Source organism: Bacillus cereus group sp. TH152-1LC (assembly GCF_027710505.1).
GTDB lineage: Bacteria > Bacillota > Bacilli > Bacillales > Bacillaceae_G > Bacillus_A > Bacillus_A mobilis.
Window position 1 is genome coordinate 223,178 of the sequence record NZ_JAQFNK010000007.1, and the last position, 21,828, is coordinate 245,005.

Consider the following 21,828-nt stretch of genomic DNA (forward strand, 5'->3'; position numbering starts at 1 on the left):
GACAATAAAAAATGCAATTTGTTTTTATTCATCACATTAAACGAATTGCATGGATATGATTAAAATAGTTTGCTACAGCAATTGCTTCGATTTCAATTAATAAGTTATCGTTAATTAACTTTCTAACTTCTACAGCCGAACTTGCTGGTGGATTCTTAGTATCAATGTATTGATCTCGAATATCTCTAACAATGGCCATTTGAGAAATATCTGTTAAGAAAAATGTTAATTTTACTACATCATTAAATTGTAATTCCAAATTTTCTAATGCACTTTTAATGTTTTCGAATACTTGTCGCGTTTGTGTAGCTAAATCACCAACGCCAACTATTTGACCATCAGTATTGATTGCTACTTGCCCAGATATGTAAAATGTTCGTTTTGCGTTACTAACTTCGACTACATGTGAGTAGCCAAAAGTTGGTGGCATCATTTCTGGATTGATAAATTTCTTTTGCAAGGTGTCTCTCTCCTTTTTTAGTAAATTAATTGTAAAATCTATGTATTTATTATGTTCCATAAATAAAACTAAGAATCCTTTAATGATTTCAAATTAAAAACCTTAGTATAGATATCTTCATACCAATACTAAGGTTTTCTAGAGTTATATATTTAGTTATCACTAGTTGAACTTGTCAAATTAATCTCTTCATACTCTCTTTTAAATTGATTATCATTTTTTAACCAACGTTTAAAAGTTGATTCGCTTATTTCTAAATTAAAACAAGCTGTAGCATTACATTTATTTTTCGCATATTCTTTAAGAAAATTTTGTTTTCTTTGTTTAACGGCAGTTTGAGTTTGTTTTAGTTTTCGATCTTGTAATTGGTCTAAACTTAGACTTTCTTTCTGAAACACGTCATATTTTCTATGCAAATAAATATCTTTGTCTTTATAAATCCATTTTGAAAATAATTGTATTGATTTTCTTCCGGATAAAATGACGCGAAAATGTTTATTTTGATTTAGTAAATCGGCTGTTAAATTGTGATTTTGTAGTATTTGATGTAAAGAATTCATAAAGCTATATGATCCTCCTACAAAGCTTACTGTATAAGTTTCATACTTGACGTAACCATCCCCATCAAAATAACCACGCACAAAATGATGTAAATATTCTTCTGGTACAAAAGGAAATTCAATGTTAAAAGATTTACATGGCATGATTCCGTGTACGTTCATCAAATCGCCTTTTATTGTTTTGCTATTAATATTTAGCATATATACGCCTGTTTTTTTATTTCGATATAGTGGCTGGTTGGTGTTTAGTTCTTGTTTTATATCTTCTAAAATGTAATTTTCTTTTTGAGATATACTGACACATTGATTTTCTTTCTGTATAACACCATCTGCTGCTATAAACCCTAAGCAAGTGTAGCGATTTCTGAGGTACTCTTCCCCTCTGCATATAGCTGCGTTATTTCAGATTTTGATAGTTTACATTTTGATTTCTTTTTTCTATCTATTTGCACTTACATACTCTCCTTCCTACTCTTAATTAAAGACATGCTCTCTTCTATAACATAAAACGAAACATACGTTCTTTATTACGTATAAGTATGAATTTACTAAATTAAAACAATTCACATGTACTTCATATTAGTTTCATCTGCTGCTATATGATTTTTATTTTATATATAAGGATAATGAATTTGACAAATTTATGAAATGTACTGCATTTAAGATGAAAGGTAAAATGATTTCGTTTAAACTACAATTAGCTACAATAACAACATACGTATATTGTTAAACGTAAAAAGGAGAACGAATGAAAAAGAAATATATAAATCAAATTCATACTGATGTAAGTTTTAAACCGAAAGATATTATCGGTTTAATGACTGATTACTTTAAAATGAAAACTAAGCTGCGTCCTATAAAGAATTTACCTATTCTTTTATCGGATAATAATGAGTCTTTAGAGAGTGTGAAATGGTTTGGGCACTCTGCTTCCCTTTTGAAAATAGAGGGTAAAAAATTGTTATTAGATCCGATGTTTGGAGATGCCTCTTCCCCATTTCCACTGTTTAATAGTAAACGTTATAGTGGTGCTTTTTCTTTAGAACGTGAAGACCTTCAAGAAATTGATGCGATTATCATTTCTCATAATCACTATGACCATTTAAATTACAAAAGTATTATGCAGTTAAAAGATCGTACAAAACACTTTTATGTCCCAACTGGAGTTGCGCAATATTTAATTAAATGGGGCGTTTCACCTAGTGAAATTAGTGAGCATAATTGGTGGGACGAAATTACGTTAGATACTATAAAATTAGTTTGTGCACCTGCAAGGCATTTCTCAGGACGGAGTATGACAGATAGAGATTGTTCGTTATGGTGTTCATGGCTTATTCTAGGGAAAGAGACTAAAGTTTTCTTTAGTGGTGATAGCGGTTATGCTCCTCACTTTAAGGAGATTGGTGATAAGTACGGTCCATTCGATCTTACGTTAATGGAATGTGGGCAATATGATCCGAGGTGGTCTGCTATTCATATGTTGCCTGAAGAAACGGTACAAGCTCATATGGATGTTAAAGGAGAACTCCTTCTTCCAATTCATTGGGGTGCTTTTACATTGGCATTACATGAATGGAGTGATCCAATTGAACGAGTAACGAAAGAAGCTAAACGTTTAGGAGTTAAAATCACAACGCCGCAAATTGGTGAATCGATTACGTTAAAATCTACAGACTATCCATCATCAGCTTGGTGGAAAGGAATTTAATTATAAATAAAAAAGAGCGAACTTTCTTATAAGTGATTCGCTCTTTTTATGTATTTAAACTTATTTTACTATATTTGCTTTCCCGCTGTCTAAAATTCTATTTGTTTGTACAGAGGTAATATTAATAACCGTATTCATACTTTTATCAGTTAGTTCAATGAGTTCGTTTTCGTGATTGATTTTCTGTAAATCCCACACCATTCCATTGAACTCGTTATGCTGTCCACTTACTCTTACTATATTTTTTGTTTTACTTGATGGTTGTATTTGTAGATTTGTAAATTGGTTCCCACTAATTTCATTTGGTGTAGTTACATTACTATCCATATAAATCATATTTACACAATCTTCAAGTGAGAAGTTCATAAAACGGTTCGCATTTATCCAAGCATAACCAGATTGCGGTTTCTTTGCTACTAATTTCAGCCCAGTTTCCATTCCTACAACTTTTATATTTTCAAAGTTAATAAATGAAATTTCATTTTCTTTTCCACCAGCATACAAAGAAATTCCAGTACCTTTATTTGTTTCTGTCCAATTGATAATATTTATATCTTTTATTTGTGTCTTGTGCCACGTGTTATAATACTTATTTTTGCCGTCTAAATATATAACTTCAGAATTAAATGTAGGATCGTCTATAGCTATATAGGCTCCTTCGATAGATGCATTTTTTTCTAATTCTAGAACTCTAAAATTACCTTCAACAACAAATTGTGTTCCATAACCAAATAATAACTTTACACCCTGTTTCACTATAATTGGTGACGTAATTTTATACTTTTTATCATCAAGCAATACTGTTTTCATTTTACTAGATTCTGCTTTATTAATAGCAGATTGTATTTTGTTTGAATCATTTTTTCCTTTAAAGTCTTCTACATACACCTTATCATTTTTAGATAAACCATCTTTTTTATTGTATTGATAAAAAGCAAAAGTAATTAAAACTACAGCTATGAGTAAAATAATTATTTTATTCATTACACTCATCCTCATTTAAATTTTCTCCTTAGCTACTCTTCGAATCATTTACGTTATAATTATTTTGCTGTGTATTATAGATTACAATTCCTGCTTTTTATAATTGAACTATATTATCTCTAGAACTGTCCTGCTTAGCCAATTCTTTATTCCTATAATCTATTAATTTATGATTAGATAAAACAAAATTGTGCTCTAATATTAATTCATTGTGGAGTATTTCATATAAAAATTTTGGTATCATCTCTCCTACGCCGTAATTATAGTCACTTAGAATCCAAGAAATCTCTTTCCAGTCTAGAATTCCTTCTGAAACTTTTTTTGGAGTTTGATATATAAATTCATTCAGTAGTTCTATTAAATAAACATACATGCCGCCAGAATATGAAGAGTCCTCCCACTTAATAATGCCTTTAAATTGAATATGGTCATGCGTAACTTTTATATTAGTCTCTTCTTTTATTTCACGAATTGCATTTTCTAAAGGTGTTTCTCCTTTTTCGACCTTTCCTCCTACCCCATTCCACAATCCTTTTACAGGGTCATATTCTCTATTTAACATGAGTATCTCTTCGTTTCTTTTTATAAAACATAAAGTATGCTTGTACATAATGTGATTCCTTCCGCTGTTTTTAATAAGCTCTTACTGGTGATATAAGATGTACTGCTGCAGATTCTGTCCCTGCTTCAATTAATATTGGTCTCATAGAACCGCTGAAACTTAAAGTAACCGTTTCTTCTTTTATCGTCCTTAAAGCATCCATCATAAATCGTCCATCGAAAGATATATTTAATTGTTTTTCACCTTGAATCGCATCTATTTGTTGTGTCTCGGATATTTTACCAATCTGAGAAGAGTTAGAAGAAATTTTCAATGTGGATGCGTTTATGATTTCTAAGTTGACATTGTTATTTGCCCATTCCCTTGCTAATAAGCTGGATCGATCTACACCTTGTAAAATCCTTTTTCTATCTACGTTAATGACTGTCTGAAATTCATTTGGAATTAAACTAGATATATTAGGGTATTTCCCTTCAATTAGTCTTGAATATAATGTAGTTGTGCCGAATGTAAAAATAATGTGACTTTCTGAAAGATAGATATATACGAATTCGGAATTACTACTCATTAATTTTAGAAGTTCACTAATAGTTGCACTTGGTACGATACAACTTGCTTTCACATCTGTAGATATCATCGTTTCGCGTATAGCAAGTCTATGTGAATCAGTTGCTACGCAAATTAATTTATTATGATCTAACTCCAAATGAACGCCAGTAAGAACCGGTCTAGATTCATTTTTAGCTACTGCAAAGACAGTTTGTTTAAACACCTCAATTAATTGTTCTGTTTCCACTTGTATTTTTGCATGATCGTCAATAAGTGGGACATTCGGAAACTCATTTGCTGGAAGTCCATTTAAGTTTAATGTAATTTCTTCTGACTGTATCGTAATGATTTGCTCATTCTTACTTTTTATTGATATATCACTTGGCATTTTCTTTATAATTTCAATGAAATATTTTGCAGGTACTACAATAGTTCCTGCTTTTAATATAGTTGTAATTTGGTCGTTTTCGTTGGAACTAGGGATGAATTTTTCAATGAAAATATTTGAATTACTTGCGATTAAAGTAATTCCAGATTGATCTGCGGTTATTTTTATACCAGATAATATAGGTATTATAGCTTTGGTAGATATAGCTTTACTTACTTCTGAAAGTGCTTGAGTGAAATGATTATGATTAACGATAAACTCCATTTTTTCCCCGCCTTACATGATATGTTAATGTTATGAAGATTGATGAATGATTGTTCCGTTAAAAAAGTAAGGTGCTGTTTCTTTCCTTTGTAATGTATTTAATAATTGTTCTGGTATACGTAAATAAGGTGCTGCTTTATGTAATTCCATCCAAGTAATCTCTTCAATTTCTTTTGGTCTTGTTATATTTGTCTCCCCGTCGATTATTTCACCTAAAAAATTAAAGAAAATGGCATGGTGCCCTCTCTCTTCAAAAAAAGCTTCGCTAATGTAACCAATACCATTTACAGTTATATGTAGCCCGGTTTCTTCTTTCACTTCCCGAATTACTGCCTCTTCTAACGTTTCTCCAAATTTAACTGCGCCACCTGGTAACGTGTAATAAGAGCCATTCTTCCCTTTGTTTTTTACCATTAGAATTTTTTCGTTTGTTTTATCATATAAAAGTGCATATGTAACATTTACTTTTTTCATCTAAGTCCACCTTCAATAACGAGAATTTTCTGTCTTTGTTACATTCTACCATTTAATCGTTTTAAAATATAAAAAAATTAATAGAGTATTTCATTTATCTGCTCTTAGTAAAGTTAATAACCGATAACCTTTCATTGCTATATAAAAAAGAACGTATGTTGAAAGTAATTATTCAATGTACGTTCTTTATGCTTTGATTTATTTTGGGATTCTATATATTTTCTAACCTTTTTTCTAAATAATATCGATTGTGCCCTTTCGGATGATCTTCACTTACTCCAATCACTTTATATCCATGCTTTTTATAAAAATTAGGGGCCTGAAAACTAAAAGTATCTAAATTGATTAGCCTACACTCTTTTTCAATTGCAAATTCTTCAATAAGTTTTAATAACTTGCTTCCATATCCTTCGTGTCTATAATCTTTAGAAACCCAAAGGAAATCGACATGCACGTGGTGCCAAAATGTAATTGCAGTTATTCCACCTACAATTTCTTCCTTTTCATTTTTCACTATAAAACTAATTTTTTCTGAAGGCTTTTTCTCTTCATCCGAAATATGTTTTTGGTTATATTCAATTACCTTTTCTCTTATGTAATCACTATCTTCTTGGACCCATTGTTTTACTATTTTCATTTTAATTATCACGCTCCTTTTAAAGTATCTATTCAATGTAATAATCATAATGTCCTGTCTAATTTAATAGTCGTAGAGCACTGTTTCATTTGACTAAAATAAAGAAAAGCCCTACTACACTCCATCTGTAATAAGGCTTTATACGTAGTTCGATTCATTTAATAAAAACTTCCGTTAGTTTAAACATATTAGTAAAATAATTCAATTGTATGACTGCGAAAAAGAATGAACATTCCTAAACAAATTAGAACTATTGGAACAATAATATGACAATTTCTCTCAAGTACTTTAGCTAAAATAGGAGCTCTTAACAATTTGTAGCTAATAAGACACCATATTGCTATCATGCAAAAAAAGATAACTAATGTAACAATATTTGTTTTAAAATTTTGACTAGCGAACATTGGTATATAAATTGAAATATTGTCAGCTCCATTACCTAATGTAATCGAAGCCACTTTAAATATTGAACCTGAAACGTTATCAATGACTGTATTTCTTTTATAAGAACGAAGTGACAATAGTGCTTTCACTCCCATATAAATTGGCACGAATCCTAATAACCCAATCCACGATATAGGAATGAAAAAAGAGCTTAAAGAACCAATGATACTTAGGAAAATAATTACACTAAACCCTAAATATTGTCCAACAACAATATAGAGTTCTTTCATCTTAGTTTTTTCCGGGACTGCTCTACCTTCTTTCTTAATTACTCCTGTTTTTACTTGTGAAAATAAAACAAGGAGTATAAAAATGTCATCAATATTTGTTGAAATGAATGCCATAAAAGAAGAAATTATGGTTGTAACCAATATAAGCCAACTACCTTCATTATAAATTTATAAGAAAATAATGGTCTATAAATGTATTGCATTTCTAATAACAAAGTTGATTAACTGTAGTTTTTAAGAATATTTTGGTTCTTTTATAAAACAATATGATTATTTTACTAATCTGCTACTTGGTTCGTTAAGAAATAAACTACTTTATTCCTTTTTAAATCATTTTACTTTGAATGATGTAACTCTTTTCTTCCTACACAATTAGTAAAAAGGAAAATCAAATATTTCATAATATAAAAAGAGCCCTATATGAGGACTCTTTTTAAAATTAAGCTACTTTCCGATACAAATGTTGTTTTTCTTTTTTCTTTTCTGCTTTTGGCGGACGAATTAATATCGAAATAATAAAGGAGATAATACTTAAAACACCGATTATAATAAAGGTCGGTTGAAATCCACCAAGTAATGCTCCAATGAATGCTCCTGCAAGTGCACCGAACCCGAAACCTTGATATACAATCCCGTAATTTGTACTATGGTTTTTTAATCCGAAGAAATCTCCAACAATTGCTGGGAAGATTGTGATATTACCACCAAAACAAAAGGCGACACTTGCTACACAAGCGAAATAAATTCCGTAATTTAGAGGAATGAAACTTAAAGTAAAGACTGACAATCCAATTATTATAAACGTTGCAGAAACAATTTTCATTCGACCAATTTTATCTGATAACGTTCCAAGTACAATTCTACCTACTGTATTAAAGATTGCGATCATTGCAACGGCGTTAGCAGCGGTTGCTGCGCTAAGTCCAACGAGCTGTACGCCGATATCTTTTACCATACCGATTAAATATAGACCGCCCATACACGATGTGAATAGCATAAAAAATAAGAGATATACTTGTTTCGTTCGCATCATTTCACGAGGCGTATAGTCATTGTGTAATGATTCAGTTACAGTGTTACTTACGATTGCTTCACGTAAGAAGAACGATCCGGTTAAAACTAAAAGCAAGACGATGATACCCCAATATAAAAATGCTTGTGATACACCAAGACTATCAATAAGACTTCCGTTTATATATCTAAAGATTAAGCTACCCATTCCATATGCAGAAACAGATATACCAGAAATAAGTCCTTTCCGATTTGGAAACCATTTAATTAAATTAGAGAGTGATGTAATATAAGCAGTTCCATCTGCATAACCAACAACAACACCAGCTAATAAATAGAGTAATGGTAGGGAAGAAACTTGTGAGCTAAGTATTAACCCAAGTCCCAGAACAATCCCTGCCGTAGCGATGAGTTTACGAAGTCCTAACTTTTGCTGCAACTTTCCTGCAAATAAGGTTGAAAATGATAAAGAAAAACTTGTTATGGAGAAAGTTATCGCAACGGCATTGAGGTTCCAACCAAACTTACTGACAAGGGGTTGATTAAATAAACTCCATGTATAAATTGTCCCAAGGCCAATTTGAACAATGATTGTACCTAGAACAATTAGTAACGGATTTATAGAAGTTTGTTTCATACTAACTGTCCCCTTCTTTTATCATGACATGAATTTTCACAGTTAGTATATCCATCATAAATTGCATAATACTGTACGGAAAATGGTAATTCAGTTCATATACACAAAAAGACACTCCATAATGAAGTGTCTTTTTGCAGGTTATATTAGATTTACTTAAAGAAAGCTTTGTTAAGATAAGACATTTTCAAATGCTTATGTATATATGATATCAAAAAACTTCTGTCATGTGATGGGACTTAAGATGTATTTTTCTTTCATCATATAGTCGGATGGCTCAAAATTAATATTCGATTTCATCAAAATCCTTCGGCTGCGGTACCGTCTGCATATTAGCTGCGTCTTTTGGATCGCTATAAATTGCATTTTGTTCTGTATTTACATCTTTAATGTTTTGCTTTTTATTTTTATTCATTTTATCTTTCACTTTTCTCACTCCTTTTCATTATAGGAGTCATTATGCCCTATTATTGTTACGAAATGTATCAGCGACTAAATTGCTAAATTCACGTAAATAATATAAATAATTATCACCGCCGTAGTTATATCTTTTATTATACATTTTTGCAACAACTACATTATATTTAGGTATTACTAATATAGTCGGTCCTGTAATTCCTAATATTTGATACGATCCTTTTGGAACTCGTTCACCAAGTTCACTTAAAAGCGCAGGTTCATTTTGAACGAACCAAAACAACCCGTTTTGTGGTAGTTCTTTGTTTGCAAATGTTGGGCTTTGCAAACTCGTAGCAATTTTTATAACTTCTTTTGGAACAATTTGTTCACCGTTTATCATACCTTGATTTAAATGAAGAGTGCCCCAATAAGCAAATTCTCTAGCTGAGACAAACAGATTTTTTTCAGTACCATCATCTACCGTACCAATTTCACTAATTGCGTCTTTATTTGGGTCATTAACTACTTCAACTAAATTTTCATCTTGCTGAATTCTCCAACCTGTTTCTTGAAAATTAGCAGGTGTAAACACACGCTCTTTTAATAATTCAGGAAAACTTTTGCTATATAGCTGATAAATAAGACGTGTTATCATTCTTACATTAACATCTCTATACGCCCATGCTTGTCCAGGTTCAAATTCACGAAAAATTGTTCCATCATTCGTTTCTCCTAAACCGTGCGAATGGGTTACTAAATGTCTTATTGTTGTTTTACCGAGCAATGCAGAATCAAAGTCTTTAAAATACTTTATCGCTTCATCGTCAATAGAGTTTATTTTTCCCTCGTAAAGCGCATATGCTACCATTAAACCTAAATAACTTTTTCTAGCAGAAGCAACATTGAACTGTGAAGATGCGGTCACTTTTTTATTAGTCGATGTATTTGAGTGATATCCACTATAATGCTCTAGTACGATTTTGTTATCTTTTATAATACAAAGTGCTGTTGTAGAGCTATGATTTTTTTCTTTTATATTTTCTACCCAAGAAATTAACTTATCGTAAGTATACAAATAAATCCCCCTTAATACGCATAACAATTACAGTTGAAAGAAAAGTGCAAAATAATTTCCACACCTTTCTTTCAAGTAAAATAGTTTTCTTTCTATACTTAAATGATCCACCAGTTCCAGCAGTTAAAACAACCGAAACATCCAGCGCAACCTACACAACGTCCACCGCAGCCTCCGCATCTTCCACCGCCACATCCACCACAGCGTCCACCACACCCTCCGCATCCGCCGCAACGACGTGCTTCGTCTTGAATGTAATAGTATGGATATTGATTTTGTTGTAGTTGATCCCAATATACAACATTACCAGATTGATAATCATTAAGGTTTAATGATTGTAAGTCTTGTTGAAACTGATTCATTACGAAACCCTCCATTTATAAAAAATAAATTCCGTCCAAATGTTAAAGTTTATATATTTTTGCAAACAAAGTAGAAATAAGACTATAGACTAAATGCGTACATCAACAAAATATGAAATTACACTAGGTGATGTACCTTGTTTTTTCGCCTATTTTCTTAATCTGCTTTCGGTGGACGTATTTACTATTAATAGAGGTACTTAAAAATTACTAATCCAACAGTTTAGTAGTTCATCGCTTATTTTTCTTTCTAGTAACTCTTTAACAGAAGGCGCTGGCATGATTTTATACGTATGTAAAGCTTCTTGATTATAATCTATCCAATGAAACGCTAAATGAGATTCTTTAGATTTTGGTATGAAATCAATATGTAGCTCTTGCGAATCTACTTCAAAAATGTGATTGATTTCATGATGAAGAACTTCACGGTCTTGCCATTGGTTTTCTATCACGCCTAAAAATTGTTTTATGTTACAATTTACTCCTAGTTCTTCTCTTAGTTCTCTTATTAATGCATTCTCAGCCGATTCGCCAACTTCAACATGACCACCTGGTAAAAAATAATGATGGCCGATATATTCAGCCAATAATAATTTATTATCCTTTAACATAACAGCTCGTACAATATGATGAAATTTATTTTTCAATTGTTATTCCTCCTAGCCATTTATTTTATATTTGATTAAAATAGTCATTTAATATCGGGATAATATAAATCATAGGTGTTTCATACGAATGAATTTTGTTTATAACTTCAAGTGCATCCTTTGCATGGTCCCGTTTACACTTTATTTCAATTTTACATTCTTGACCTTCACATATTTGGCTATTTCTCCATTAAAAGATGATGCATCATCTAATGGTCTCCAGTATCCTTTCACGGAACTATAGGAAAGACAATGGTCCTATTTTCCCGTTTTACAAGCACCCATTCTATTTAGTTCATCCCGTAATATCTCAATGTATTCTTCAGGAATAAACACTTCGATTTTCACTTCCGAAAATTGCATATTTCCTTTCACACCTTTACTTCGTAATATTTAAACGAATAAACGATATACTTGCTCACCATCATAATCATGTCCCAATGGTTGAAAACCGTAATGTTCATATAGTTTCTTTGCAGAGAGATTATCTTTATGTACGGTTAATCTTATTTCTTTACACGCCTTACATGTATTTTTTATTAAGTAAATACTTTCTTGTAACGCCGCTTTTCCATAACCATTTCCTTGCTGCTTTTGATCGATAATAAATCCATTGATCCAATACATATCAATTGTTTCTCTTATAACAGCATGCATAATAAAACCAACCATTAAATTGCCGTCGTATATCGCAAATGGTATGTACTCTACATTGTCACCATCTGGCTTTATATATACTTTAGCAAGTGAAACTGCTACAGCTGGAACAAATTTCGTTTGATTTTCTTTAACTTGTAGCTTTAAAGCATCTTCCCAATTCTCTCTCGTAACAACCTTTAACTGGACATTCAATATTGTAAGCTCCTTTATAAAGAGAATGTATTTATATATTCAACGTAGTGAAATAAATCCCTGTTTCGGCAGCGACTTATAGCATCGTTTTAATAAAGTCTTGAATAAATTTTTCTTCATCTATTTCTAAAGCTATACTGGCTCCTTCTGATATAGAACTAGGTCGAAAATCAGCAAATGTTTGTCCTTTCGTATCTCCGTATGTATCTACATTCACTGTACGATTTACAAATTCGAAAAAACCTGGATTTACTAATCCACTTATAGCAACCACATCATGAAGCAATGGCCCTTCGATAGATGGATTAAGTTTTTGGTATGCAGAAAAATAATAATCATACATTGGTTTCATTATCGTATGAAATGGATTCTTTGAATTAGCTTGAATATAGTCAAACATATTTGGCGTTAACGCAGCTTTGTTTGTTACATTTAAAGGAAATATAAATAAATTATTTGCTTGCTGAAAAACAATTTTACTTGCAATAGGATCTCCATACACATTTGCCTCTGCTAATGGCGTCACATTTCCTACTTCTAAAAAGACACCACCCATGAAATATATTCCTTTTACATTTAGCATTAAATCATTCCATAAATTAAAAGCAATCGCTAACGAGGTAGATCTTCCTACATCGACAATTGTTAAGTCCTTTCCGTACTTTACAAGAATCGAGGCAATACTACCAAAATTGTATATCGGGATAGACAATACACTTTCTGGCACATGAATAGACCCTAATCCTTCTGGTCCATGAATTTCAGGATAATATGTAGTAATTTCTTCTGTAAGTGGTTTTGTTGCACCGCTAATCACAGGAATGTCTTGTCTATTTGCTAACTGTAAAATATACGCTGCATTATGCGCAGCATGTATATGTTCAACATTTCCATATCCAGTTACAATACCGACAATTTCAATTTCAGGATGCAGTAAACCAAACATAATGGCAAAAGAGTCATCAATACCTGGGTCTCCGAAAAATAATACTTTTTCCAAAGGATATCTCCTTTCATATAGAAAATAGCAGATGATAATTATGTATATGTAAAAAAATAATTAAACTATACAATTTTATATGGATGTTACTAGTAAGAATTGTATAAATAAAAAGGATTAACATGATGCTAATCCTTCTACTAATAAGAACTCTAATTAACAGTTCAATTATATCTCTTGCAAATACTAACCAAACTACCTTGCTGTATTGCCGTACTCTGCACTTTGCATTTCTTTCTTTAATGATACATGTGCAATTAATACTCCAAGTATAGTGATTCCTCCGCCAATTATTGAAACAAAAGTCGGTACTTCACCTAACCATATCCAAGCAATAAAACATGCAGTTACTGGTGTTAAATATAGAGAGCTTGTTGCCTCAGCAGCACCAGAATGAGATATGATATAAGCTAATGCGATATATGGGAGTACTGTTGGAAATAAACCTAAATATATAACACTCATGTTCACTTCAAGAGGAGCTGCTAGTATTTCTGTATACACTCCCGGTAATAAAATAAGCATACATACAGTACTAGATAAAATTGTATATATGGTAAATGGCAAGAAGCCGTATTTTTTCAAGTAAGAAGTTTGGAAAACAAAAAATAGGCTTTCTGAAATCGCTGCTAATAATATAAATAATCCTCCGCTATTCAATTGGATAGCATCTCCTTGACTGAATGATATGAAAGCAATTCCTATAAAACTAATTACACCACCAATCCAACCATTTACTTTCATTTTTTCGTTTAAAAAAACAGAAGCAAAAATAGCCGTTACGATAGGTGTGACTGAAACAATTAAACTTGCAGATCCAGCATTTACTGTTTTTTCACCGTAGTTTAATGCAATGTGATAAATGGTAAACCCTAAAGCACCAAATATAAAAATTGCTGGGAGATCCTTTAAATCTGGTAGCCGCAACTTATATATAAAGGAAAACAAAAGAAGTATAAATGAAGCAATTAATAAACGTAGTAGAGTAAGGTGCTCTGGTGTATAAGATTCGAGTCCCATACGAATTGCCGGAAAAGCGGTTCCCCATATTAAAATCGTAAAAGCGTGAGCACATATGATGCGTAAATTCCATTTTTTATTCTGCATGTCATCTTTCCCTCCCTAATAAACCAACCACTTGGCATTTTTAAAGTGAACGAGGGAGTTTTTTTATGACAACTAATAAAAAACTGCCTAAATATCGGCAGATAGTAGATTATATGAAAGAAAAAATTGAAAATGGAGAATGGCCAATTGGAAGTAAGATCCCTAGTCAAAGGCAGTTAGCAAAATTATTTCAAGTAAATCGTAGCACTGTAATAACTGCACTAGATGAACTTATGGCAGATGGATTGATTCAAGGGAAAATTGGAGCAGGAATAATTGTAACGAATAATACATGGTCATTATTCGCGACGAATCCCCCGCCGGATTGGAGTGAATATGTAAAGGCTGGTATTCATAAGCCTAGTAAGTTAATGGTACGAGACATAAATGAAGCAGAAGCAAATAAAGAACTTATCCACCTTAGTAAAGGTGAACTTGCGCCTCAACTTTTCCCACTAAAAACTATGCAGTCCATTATGAAAAGTGTAAGTGACGAATTAGATTATATTGGATATGAAGAACAAAAAGGGTTTTTACCGTTACGTGAAGCAATTAGTAACTACGTAAAATCATTTGGAATACATGCATCGCCTAACTCTATATTAATCGTTTCTGGTGCGTTACAAGCATTGCAATTAATATCAATTGGTCTATTGCATAGAGAATCAACCGTTTTACTTGAGCAGCCTTCTTACTTATATTCACTTCATGTGTTTCAATCAGCAAATATAAATCTAGCTGGTATCTGTATGGATCATCACGGTATCTTACCTAACGAGTTATTAAAACGAATCAAATATAGTCAAAAGAAAAATATTTTATATTCTATCCCTTGTTTTCAAAATCCAACAGGGATATTAATGTCTCAAGAGCGCAGAAAAGAAATATTAAAAATATGTGAAAAAGAACAGTTACCTATTATTGAAGATGATATTTACCGCGAATTATGGATTGATGAACCACCTCCAGCTCCTTTAAAGTCGATAGATAAACATGGACATGTATTATATGTTGGTAGTCTCTCTAAAACACTTACTCCTGGTCTTAGAATTGGATGGATTATTGGACCAGAACCTGTAATTGATAGATTGTCAGATATAAAAATGCAAACAGACTACGGATCGAGTTCATTATCCCAAAGAGTTGCTGCTGAATGGATACATAAAGGTTTTTATGAAGAACATGTTGCAAACGTAAGAATTCAATTAAAAGAACGAAGACAAATCATGATACGGTCTTTAAATAAGTACTGTGCAGATGTTGCATCGTGGGATATTCCTAGTGGTGGATTATTTATATGGCTAAAGATTGTGCCTAACATTCCGATGAAAAAATTATTTTCAGAGGCACTGTCAAAAGGAATTCTTTTAAACCCAGGACGTATATATGAAGAAGAATCAGATCAGTACATTCGTTTATCATATGGCTATGCTTCTCCAGATCAAATGACTAACGGGATTAAATTGTTAGGAGAATTAATCCGTAAGTTAATGACATAACAAGAACTCCTCTTTTATTTATAGAGGAGTTTTTGCGTATCGTATTTACCACAATCTCATTTCCTGCCCCAACATAATAAGCTCTTCATAAGGATCTCCGTCAATGTTTAATACTTGAGCAAAAGCAGGTTCTGTTTTTAAACCGTTCTCTTTTAAGCGAAGAATTTCTTCCCTAATATGGGGGTGCTGCATTAATAACATGTGCTCTACGATCATATGTCTATATGCATTTTGGTTACGTACTGGCTTAGGCTGAGCAAATAATTCAAATTCAAAACCTTCAAATTCAAAATTCACCTTTATCGATTCTGTATTTTTAATTTTTTTCTTTTTTATTTTAAATCCTTCATAAGAACCATATAAAGATCTCATTTCCTGTTCAAAAACATAAAAGTTATGTACTTCCATTACTATATCTAAGTCGGATTGAAGGGTATCAATTCTTATAGGGATTGTCCCGCAAAGAACGGGACTATACAAAGTTAAATCCTCCATTATGTTTAATTTATTCAAAACATCATACACTTTTTGTTGCTTTTCATTCCCAGATTGTAAATATGTAATAGATGTAAACATGGAAGTCTCTCCTTCATTTCACGTAATACGTGACTCACTAAATTCAAGAAAAATTTGTCCGTTTAAATGTGTTCTAGAAGTACCTTTATTTCAATATATTAAGGTGAATAAACAATATGTTTCAACTTTTCTCCTATACTGCAATACTATAAAAATAAAAAAGGAGGAATTATTATGAGCATTTTTAACATTCTTTTAACCATCCACATATTATTTGGAACAATATGTTTAATCACTGGTATTGTAGCGATGGTTGCTCAAAAGAAGAAAGGAAAACACACGGAGTGGGGTGAAATATATCATGCATCCTATGTTGTAATCACCGTTACTGCAATTATATTATCCATTATTAACTGGGATAAAATCGCATATTTATTTTATGTAGCAATTTTATCTTATTCATTTGCGATTTATGGCTACCTAGCACGAAAAAAACGTTGAAAAAATTGGCTGCATCACCATATTAGAGGTATGTTAGGTTCTTATATTGGTGCCGTTACCGCGCTATTAGTAAATGTCGGTATTCATATTCCCATAGTTAATTTACTACCACCTATATGGTTTTGGTTTTTACCTACATTAATCGGTATTCCTCTCGTAGCCAGTGTATCAAAAAAATATAAAAAGCGTAGTTAAAATTCATTACAATTTCGTTACTTTCTGATGGTAATTACAAAAAATCATACTCAATGTAATATTTTATTAACAAATTCAAATTCATATCGCTTTAAGTTCGTCACTTAGAGCTAAATAAAAAGAATCCAATAAAAATATTGGATTCTTTTTTCGGATTTCATTTCAATATCGGCTCTATGCATTCAATGATGTTACCATTTGGACCACAAACTATCTTTGTATACTTGTGGATACTTGTTTTATTGGTTCAGTGATAATTACACCAATATAGTTTAAGATTGTAGTAACGAATGTAAACGATCCGGGTAATTCGTAAACATCCCGTCAACTCCCCAGAGAAGTAACTTTTTCATGTCTGTTTCATTATCTACAGTAAATGGATGAACTTCTAATCCGTGTTTCTTAATTCGCTTTACATATGCTGAATCAATATATTTATAGTTCATCCCAAGACCGATACAGTATGTTTTATACTTTTTTATCTCTAATTCAGTTAATTGAACTGCCTTTTTGTAAGGTAGTAATTGTACTAGAGGTATAGTAACATCTAAACTATGAATTTTTTGCAGACTTTCCTCACTAAATGATTGAATAATAACGTTATCACTTATTTCGTAGTGCTTTATAATTTCTAATAGCTTTTCTTCCATACTAGGATATTCATCTGGTGATTTTGTTTCAATATAATAGTTTGCACCATGCCCGAACGTTTCAATAATTTCTTCTAGTGTTGGGACTTTAGTATCCTCAAATTCTTTCTTCGCTAAACTTGGTTGCTTTTCATTGAAAAAAGAACCTGCATTTAGTTTCGTTATTTCTTCTAATGTATGTTCCTTAACTAATCCCGTACCATTTGTAGTGCGATTTACTGTTTCATCATGCATAGCTACTAAATGTCCGTCTTTTGTCATTTGAAGATCAATTTCTATATAATCTCCTTTTAATTGTTGTCCTAATGTATAAGCTGGTATTGTATGTTCCGGCGCATACGCAGAAGCACCTCTATGTGCAATATTTTTTATATGATTTAATTGATTAATAGCTTTCGTGTACTTAAGTTCATTTGTTTTATGAAAAACAAAAGTACCTATTACTATAAAAGTGCAAATGATTATAATGATATATATTTTTTTCATAATGATGTATTAACTCCTACACGACAGCAATTCGGCTTGGATAATCTATTCAAATAAATGTCGATTTTCAAAAACAGCCATTTGCCCAACAGATCGAAAGCCAGCCTTTTTATAAATATTAATTCCATCAGGTGAAGCTTGTAATACACATTGAGCAACGTTCAATTCTTTTGCTTCTTGCAGCAAGTAATTAAACATAGTAGAGCCAAATCCTTGCCCTCTCATTTCTTCTTTCGTTGCTATATCATAAATACCAATACTATCTTTTGTACATACTAATGAACCAACCGATACGACTTCATTTTTAAAAATCCCTAAGTATAGTTTCATATTCCCGTTATCCCATAAATCGGAAGAAGTGGTTTGATTGTAGAATGCTTGTACATGTGTACCTTCCTCTGATGTACCAAATAGATTAGCTAACGTTTCCCCAAACTTTTTAATTTGTCCTAACGAAGATGCTCTTTGTATCGTAAAACCTTCGGGCATTTTTATTGTTGGTTGAATTGTCTTTAAGTCTGCTACCATCGCGATATTTTGTTCTGTTTCTTTTAAGCCAAGTTTTATTAATTCGTTTTTTATAGTTTGCTCATGCCTATCATCCCAAAACCAAATACTCATTGGAAATTTCTTTTGATTATATGTGCTTACCACTTTATATATTTTCTCAATACCTTCCGTTACATCATTGTTTAGTAAAGTAATGATATTAAATGTATCTGCAGGTAAACCACAGTCTACAGCAATATAATCCTTCGTTTCTTTTACATTCATTCCACGTACCTGTCGCGCAATATATGACGTTTTATATGTGAAGTTATCTATTAATAACTGTTTATAATTCATTCTTTTTTCTCCTTTCATAAAAATTCGTATTCGAATCGTTCAGTATTAAATATAACATATATGAAATATGCCTATTTCTATAAAAATAGCTCTATACATCACTCTTTTCACCCTAAAAGAATTAAAAATGATATAACGTTGTCGGAATGAAAAAAGTGGTATATAATAAATATTAACATTACTAGTAATTATTTTAGGTATTCCTAGAATAAAGGAGCGATACATATGAAAATTACTATTTATTTCGGAAGTCATGAAGATCAAGATGTTCGTACTATGGACTGTCATTTAGATGTAGAAGATACAGAAGAGATTGTTTCTGTATCATAATATAAATTGTAGGGATGAACCCTCTTCCCTACAGTGTTTAAGGCACCTTTTACAGGTGTCTTTTTTGTTGTTTTTTTCGTCAAAAACCCTTTACTTTATAGCGTTTTAATAGTAAAATATAAATATACGAACAAACGTTCTTTTTATTTTAATTGTACATGAAGGGATGATTTTTACAATGGCTCAAGCAAAGCGCAGAGGAAGAAAAAAGCAAACACCTATCATTTCAAATACAGGCTTTATCGGCTCTGTCTTTATTGATACATTGGAGTTACAAAAGAAATCCTATTATTTCGCTCGTAAAAAACTTCAAATTGTTCATCACGTACTTGATGGCCTCTCTGGGGCAACAAGTTCTCTATTTAAAGAACATAACATTTCAGCATACATGTCATGTGTGTATTTACATAAACAAAAGAAAATTGGCTTTGTTCTTTCAACGAAACCATTTGAACAAAGTGACGGTGTTGCTTACTTTATAAATTATTTAATCGAAAAGAATTTTTACGGTAATGACGAAGATGTAGAATATCAAGAAGTATTTAATACAGGTTTTATCGGTGTAGTATTCGCTGATTTATGTAGCATAGATCGCTTTAATTTCGAGTTTGAAATGGGTATGTTAACGAAATTAATGAAAGATATGATTATTCCGGTTAAAGAACTCTTTTTACGCCACAATGTACCGGCCTACATCTCCACTTCTCATTTAGAGGAACAAAACAAATTAGGTTTCGTTCTATCTGTAAAACCGTATGATGAACGTGCAGAAGCAGATTTATATTTTGAGGCGTATTTAAAAGAACGCGGGTTATTTATCGGTGATGAAGAAGATGATATTGATAAGATTGTTATTAGAAAAACAGCTGAATTACGATAGAAAAGCGCAGGATCATCCTCCTGCGCTTTTTATAATTTATGAAGTTGATTTACCAAATAAACGGTATTAGTTTTTTTGTTTTCTGTTTATACAATGTAAATTGTTCCCCATACTTGTTTTGTAAGTAATCATCAGATTTTGGAATATAGTCAAAAACAAATACTAAGAATAGGCCTATACGTTTTATAGTATTTGCTTTTCTTACCTTGAATGATGTAGCAATATCCATTCTATAAATAACCTAAGATTCTACGAAGCACTATAATCTTTTGAATGCACTTCTAACGTGAAACGATTTGATGAAATCTTAATTACTATTAAATATAAGATTCCACCTACAATTGGAATGATGTAGGCTGGAATATAATTTAATAATAGACCTGATATTGCGAGTGCTATTGGCTGCATCATTTTTCCTAAGCTTAATCCAATACTAAGCACTCTTCCCCTATATTCATTAGGGATCTCTTTTTGCATGAAATAGATTAAAGGAATATCAATTAGCGCTATAATAAGCCCTAAAAAGATCATAACAACACAATACGTAATAACGAATACAAAATCATTCACTTCAAAGCTTTTGAATAAAACTGGAACCCCTGAAAAAATCATAATAACTGACAACATATAACTTAGCTTTTTCAAAAGATAAGAGTAAGAAAAACGATCAGATATTTTTTTTACTACAATTGCACCAATTATCATCCCTACTGGAAAGGTCCCTTGAATGATACCAAATTGCTTAGAACTAAGATTGAGTACTGTGTTAATAATGTATGGCAATGGAACGATAACAGCAAAGCCTAAGAAGAAATTAAACGAAATTAAAATATGAAACGTATTCTTTAAGCTTTCCTTATCAAGTAAGTAAGAAAACCCCTCTTTTATATCTTTAATAAAATTAACTCTTCTTTTTGAATTTTCCTCATTTATATTACACTCGAACAGTTTAAAGTGAATAAATAGTAATGCTATCCCTGAAAGAATAAATGAAATACCGTTTATAATGATAAAAGTTTTAATATCAAATACTGAAAAAATGATACCACCTAACATGGGGCCAAGAATTAGAGATACAGAATCAATAATTTTACTTATAGAATTAATACTCATAAGCCTCTCTTTAGAGACGATATTCGGTTTCGCAGCTTCTAATCCTATTCCAAAAAAGGTTGTAAAGACCGTCATTAGAAAGGTCGTAGTATAAATGATGAATAAGTTTAATCCATAATGGCTGCTTACTATATAAACAGCTATTAATAAGCAGCCACTTAGTAGATCCATACAAACAACTAGTTTCTTTTTATTAACTTTATCAGCAATTACACCAGCAAATGGATTCATAACAATCATTGGAATTGTTCCTAATATGAGCGTAATCGCGAAATTTAACGCTGATCCAGTTATTTGTAAAACATATAAACTTAATGCGAAACTATACATAGAGGTACCGAATATTGATACTGTTTTTGCGATTGAATATAAACAAATATTTCTTAGAACCTGTTTAAAATCTTTTCAATAAAATTGCCACACCTGCCAATAAGCAACTCTGTCTACTATTTTCAAGCGTTC

The 21,828-nt window shown here is 31.6% G+C and carries 22 protein-coding genes and 4 pseudogenes; 4 read left to right on the forward strand and 22 right to left on the reverse strand.

What is annotated here, in order from left to right:
- Positions 1 to 31: 31 nt before the first annotated feature.
- A complete protein-coding gene (locus PDL00_RS18390; protein ID WP_270730530.1) occupies positions 32 to 460 on the reverse strand; it encodes a RidA family protein in 429 nt (142 codons plus the stop codon).
- Between the two features lie 152 nt (positions 461 to 612).
- Positions 613 to 1,472, reverse strand: a pseudogene (locus PDL00_RS18395) (LAGLIDADG family homing endonuclease).
- A 296-nt stretch (positions 1,473 to 1,768) separates the two neighbouring features.
- On the opposite strand from PDL00_RS18395, the gene PDL00_RS18400 reads away from it, so the two are divergent.
- Complete coding sequence (locus tag PDL00_RS18400) at positions 1,769 to 2,728, forward strand: MBL fold metallo-hydrolase (protein ID WP_242250597.1); 960 nt, start codon at positions 1,769 to 1,771, stop codon at positions 2,726 to 2,728.
- A gap of 60 nt (positions 2,729 to 2,788) precedes the next feature.
- Here the strand turns inward: PDL00_RS18400 and PDL00_RS18405 are convergent, their stop codons facing one another.
- From PDL00_RS18405 to PDL00_RS18475, 15 genes and pseudogenes are all read right to left on the reverse strand, one after another.
- On the reverse strand, positions 2,789 to 3,727 hold the full coding sequence (locus PDL00_RS18405; protein WP_270730531.1) for a hypothetical protein: 939 nt from the start codon (positions 3,725 to 3,727) through the stop codon (positions 2,789 to 2,791).
- An 82-nt stretch (positions 3,728 to 3,809) separates the two neighbouring features.
- Complete coding sequence (locus PDL00_RS18410) at positions 3,810 to 4,322, reverse strand: NUDIX hydrolase (protein WP_270730532.1); 513 nt, start codon at positions 4,320 to 4,322, stop codon at positions 3,810 to 3,812.
- Between the two features lie 22 nt (positions 4,323 to 4,344).
- Positions 4,345 to 5,475, reverse strand: coding sequence for a DNA polymerase III subunit beta (gene dnaN / locus PDL00_RS18415; protein ID WP_270730533.1), 1,131 nt, complete (start codon positions 5,473 to 5,475; stop codon positions 4,345 to 4,347).
- A gap of 30 nt (positions 5,476 to 5,505) precedes the next feature.
- Complete coding sequence (locus PDL00_RS18420) at positions 5,506 to 5,949, reverse strand: NUDIX hydrolase (RefSeq protein ID WP_270730534.1); 444 nt, start codon at positions 5,947 to 5,949, stop codon at positions 5,506 to 5,508.
- A gap of 211 nt (positions 5,950 to 6,160) precedes the next feature.
- On the reverse strand, positions 6,161 to 6,586 hold the full coding sequence (locus PDL00_RS18425; RefSeq protein ID WP_098578511.1) for a GNAT family N-acetyltransferase: 426 nt from the start codon (positions 6,584 to 6,586) through the stop codon (positions 6,161 to 6,163).
- 188 nt (positions 6,587 to 6,774) lie between these two features.
- Positions 6,775 to 7,401: a cadmium resistance transporter gene (locus PDL00_RS18430; protein ID WP_098578510.1), complete on the reverse strand. Its 627-nt coding sequence runs from the start codon at positions 7,399 to 7,401 to the stop codon at positions 6,775 to 6,777.
- A gap of 298 nt (positions 7,402 to 7,699) precedes the next feature.
- The gene (locus PDL00_RS18435) at positions 7,700 to 8,908 is read right to left on the reverse strand and encodes an L-lactate MFS transporter (RefSeq protein ID WP_270730535.1); all 1,209 of its coding nucleotides are present in this window, start codon (positions 8,906 to 8,908) and stop codon (positions 7,700 to 7,702) included.
- A gap of 283 nt (positions 8,909 to 9,191) precedes the next feature.
- Positions 9,192 to 9,335 carry a hypothetical protein gene (locus PDL00_RS18440; protein WP_000653369.1) on the reverse strand — a complete coding sequence of 48 codons (144 nt, stop codon included), beginning with the start codon at positions 9,333 to 9,335 and terminating at the stop codon, positions 9,192 to 9,194.
- A gap of 30 nt (positions 9,336 to 9,365) precedes the next feature.
- Entirely contained in the window at positions 9,366 to 10,382 is a 1,017-nt protein-coding gene (locus PDL00_RS18445) for a serine hydrolase domain-containing protein (RefSeq protein WP_270730536.1), read from the reverse strand.
- 98 nt (positions 10,383 to 10,480) lie between these two features.
- Complete coding sequence (locus tag PDL00_RS18450) at positions 10,481 to 10,744, reverse strand: heterocycloanthracin/sonorensin family bacteriocin (RefSeq protein WP_141524356.1); 264 nt, start codon at positions 10,742 to 10,744, stop codon at positions 10,481 to 10,483.
- Positions 10,745 to 10,944: 200 nt separating this feature from the next.
- Positions 10,945 to 11,391 carry an NUDIX domain-containing protein gene (locus tag PDL00_RS18455; protein ID WP_242250590.1) on the reverse strand — a complete coding sequence of 149 codons (447 nt, stop codon included), beginning with the start codon at positions 11,389 to 11,391 and terminating at the stop codon, positions 10,945 to 10,947.
- Between the two features lie 25 nt (positions 11,392 to 11,416).
- Positions 11,417 to 11,754 (reverse strand): annotated as a pseudogene (gene cutA, locus PDL00_RS18460) (divalent cation tolerance protein CutA).
- A 30-nt stretch (positions 11,755 to 11,784) separates the two neighbouring features.
- Entirely contained in the window at positions 11,785 to 12,243 is a 459-nt protein-coding gene (locus PDL00_RS18465) for a GNAT family N-acetyltransferase (RefSeq protein ID WP_242250589.1), read from the reverse strand.
- 76 nt (positions 12,244 to 12,319) lie between these two features.
- Positions 12,320 to 13,243, reverse strand: coding sequence for a nucleoside hydrolase (locus tag PDL00_RS18470; RefSeq protein WP_242250588.1), 924 nt, complete (start codon positions 13,241 to 13,243; stop codon positions 12,320 to 12,322).
- A gap of 195 nt (positions 13,244 to 13,438) precedes the next feature.
- Entirely contained in the window at positions 13,439 to 14,350 is a 912-nt protein-coding gene (locus PDL00_RS18475; protein ID WP_270730537.1) for a DMT family transporter, read from the reverse strand.
- Positions 14,351 to 14,415: 65 nt separating this feature from the next.
- Here PDL00_RS18475 and norG point away from each other — a divergent pair, with 65 nt between their 5' ends.
- Complete coding sequence (gene norG, locus PDL00_RS18480; protein ID WP_270730538.1) at positions 14,416 to 15,849, forward strand: efflux pump transcription regulator NorG; 1,434 nt, start codon at positions 14,416 to 14,418, stop codon at positions 15,847 to 15,849.
- A 45-nt stretch (positions 15,850 to 15,894) separates the two neighbouring features.
- Here norG and PDL00_RS18485 read toward each other — a convergent pair whose 3' ends face one another.
- Entirely contained in the window at positions 15,895 to 16,425 is a 531-nt protein-coding gene (locus tag PDL00_RS18485; protein WP_270730539.1) for a DUF4269 domain-containing protein, read from the reverse strand.
- A 174-nt stretch (positions 16,426 to 16,599) separates the two neighbouring features.
- Between PDL00_RS18485 and PDL00_RS18490 the strand changes: the two are divergent.
- Positions 16,600 to 17,061 (forward strand): annotated as a pseudogene (locus PDL00_RS18490) (DUF2306 domain-containing protein).
- Between the two features lie 272 nt (positions 17,062 to 17,333).
- On the opposite strand, the gene PDL00_RS18495 reads toward PDL00_RS18490, so the two are convergent.
- Positions 17,334 to 18,197: a glycerophosphodiester phosphodiesterase gene (locus tag PDL00_RS18495; RefSeq protein ID WP_270730540.1), complete on the reverse strand. Its 864-nt coding sequence runs from the start codon at positions 18,195 to 18,197 to the stop codon at positions 17,334 to 17,336.
- 45 nt (positions 18,198 to 18,242) lie between these two features.
- A complete protein-coding gene (locus PDL00_RS18500; protein WP_270730541.1) occupies positions 18,243 to 19,043 on the reverse strand; it encodes a GNAT family N-acetyltransferase in 801 nt (266 codons plus the stop codon).
- A gap of 496 nt (positions 19,044 to 19,539) precedes the next feature.
- Here PDL00_RS18500 and PDL00_RS18505 point away from each other — a divergent pair, with 496 nt between their 5' ends.
- On the forward strand, positions 19,540 to 20,253 hold the full coding sequence (locus PDL00_RS18505; protein ID WP_002071887.1) for a hypothetical protein: 714 nt from the start codon (positions 19,540 to 19,542) through the stop codon (positions 20,251 to 20,253).
- 49 nt (positions 20,254 to 20,302) lie between these two features.
- Here PDL00_RS18505 and PDL00_RS34870 read toward each other — a convergent pair.
- Both PDL00_RS34870 and PDL00_RS18510 read right to left on the reverse strand, forming a co-directional pair.
- Positions 20,303 to 20,431, reverse strand: a pseudogene (locus PDL00_RS34870) (methyltransferase family protein); the annotation flags it as partial.
- A 71-nt stretch (positions 20,432 to 20,502) separates the two neighbouring features.
- Positions 20,503 to 21,744, reverse strand: coding sequence for an MFS transporter (locus PDL00_RS18510; protein ID WP_270730544.1), 1,242 nt, complete (start codon positions 21,742 to 21,744; stop codon positions 20,503 to 20,505).
- Between the last annotated feature and the right edge of the window lie 84 nt (positions 21,745 to 21,828).

Coding starts and splice junctions, on each gene's coding strand:
- PDL00_RS18400 (WP_242250597.1), top strand. CDS start 1,769: ATGAAAAAGAAATATATAAATCAAATTCATACTGATGTAAGTTTTAAA.
- PDL00_RS18405 (WP_270730531.1), bottom strand. CDS start 3,727: ATGAGGATGAGTGTAATGAATAAAATAATTATTTTACTCATAGCTGTA.
- PDL00_RS18410 (WP_270730532.1), bottom strand. CDS start 4,322: ATGTACAAGCATACTTTATGTTTTATAAAAAGAAACGAAGAGATACTC.
- dnaN (WP_270730533.1), bottom strand. CDS start 5,475: ATGGAGTTTATCGTTAATCATAATCATTTCACTCAAGCACTTTCAGAA.
- PDL00_RS18420 (WP_270730534.1), bottom strand. CDS start 5,949: ATGAAAAAAGTAAATGTTACATATGCACTTTTATATGATAAAACAAAC.
- PDL00_RS18425 (WP_098578511.1), bottom strand. CDS start 6,586: ATGAAAATAGTAAAACAATGGGTCCAAGAAGATAGTGATTACATAAGA.
- PDL00_RS18435 (WP_270730535.1), bottom strand. CDS start 8,908: ATGAAACAAACTTCTATAAATCCGTTACTAATTGTTCTAGGTACAATC.
- PDL00_RS18450 (WP_141524356.1), bottom strand. CDS start 10,744: ATGAATCAGTTTCAACAAGACTTACAATCATTAAACCTTAATGATTAT.
- PDL00_RS18475 (WP_270730537.1), bottom strand. CDS start 14,350: ATGCAGAATAAAAAATGGAATTTACGCATCATATGTGCTCACGCTTTT.
- norG (WP_270730538.1), top strand. CDS start 14,416: ATGACAACTAATAAAAAACTGCCTAAATATCGGCAGATAGTAGATTAT.
- PDL00_RS18485 (WP_270730539.1), bottom strand. CDS start 16,425: ATGTTTACATCTATTACATATTTACAATCTGGGAATGAAAAGCAACAA.
- PDL00_RS18495 (WP_270730540.1), bottom strand. CDS start 18,197: ATGAAAAAAATATATATCATTATAATCATTTGCACTTTTATAGTAATA.
- PDL00_RS18500 (WP_270730541.1), bottom strand. CDS start 19,043: ATGAATTATAAACAGTTATTAATAGATAACTTCACATATAAAACGTCA.
- PDL00_RS18505 (WP_002071887.1), top strand. CDS start 19,540: ATGATTTTTACAATGGCTCAAGCAAAGCGCAGAGGAAGAAAAAAGCAA.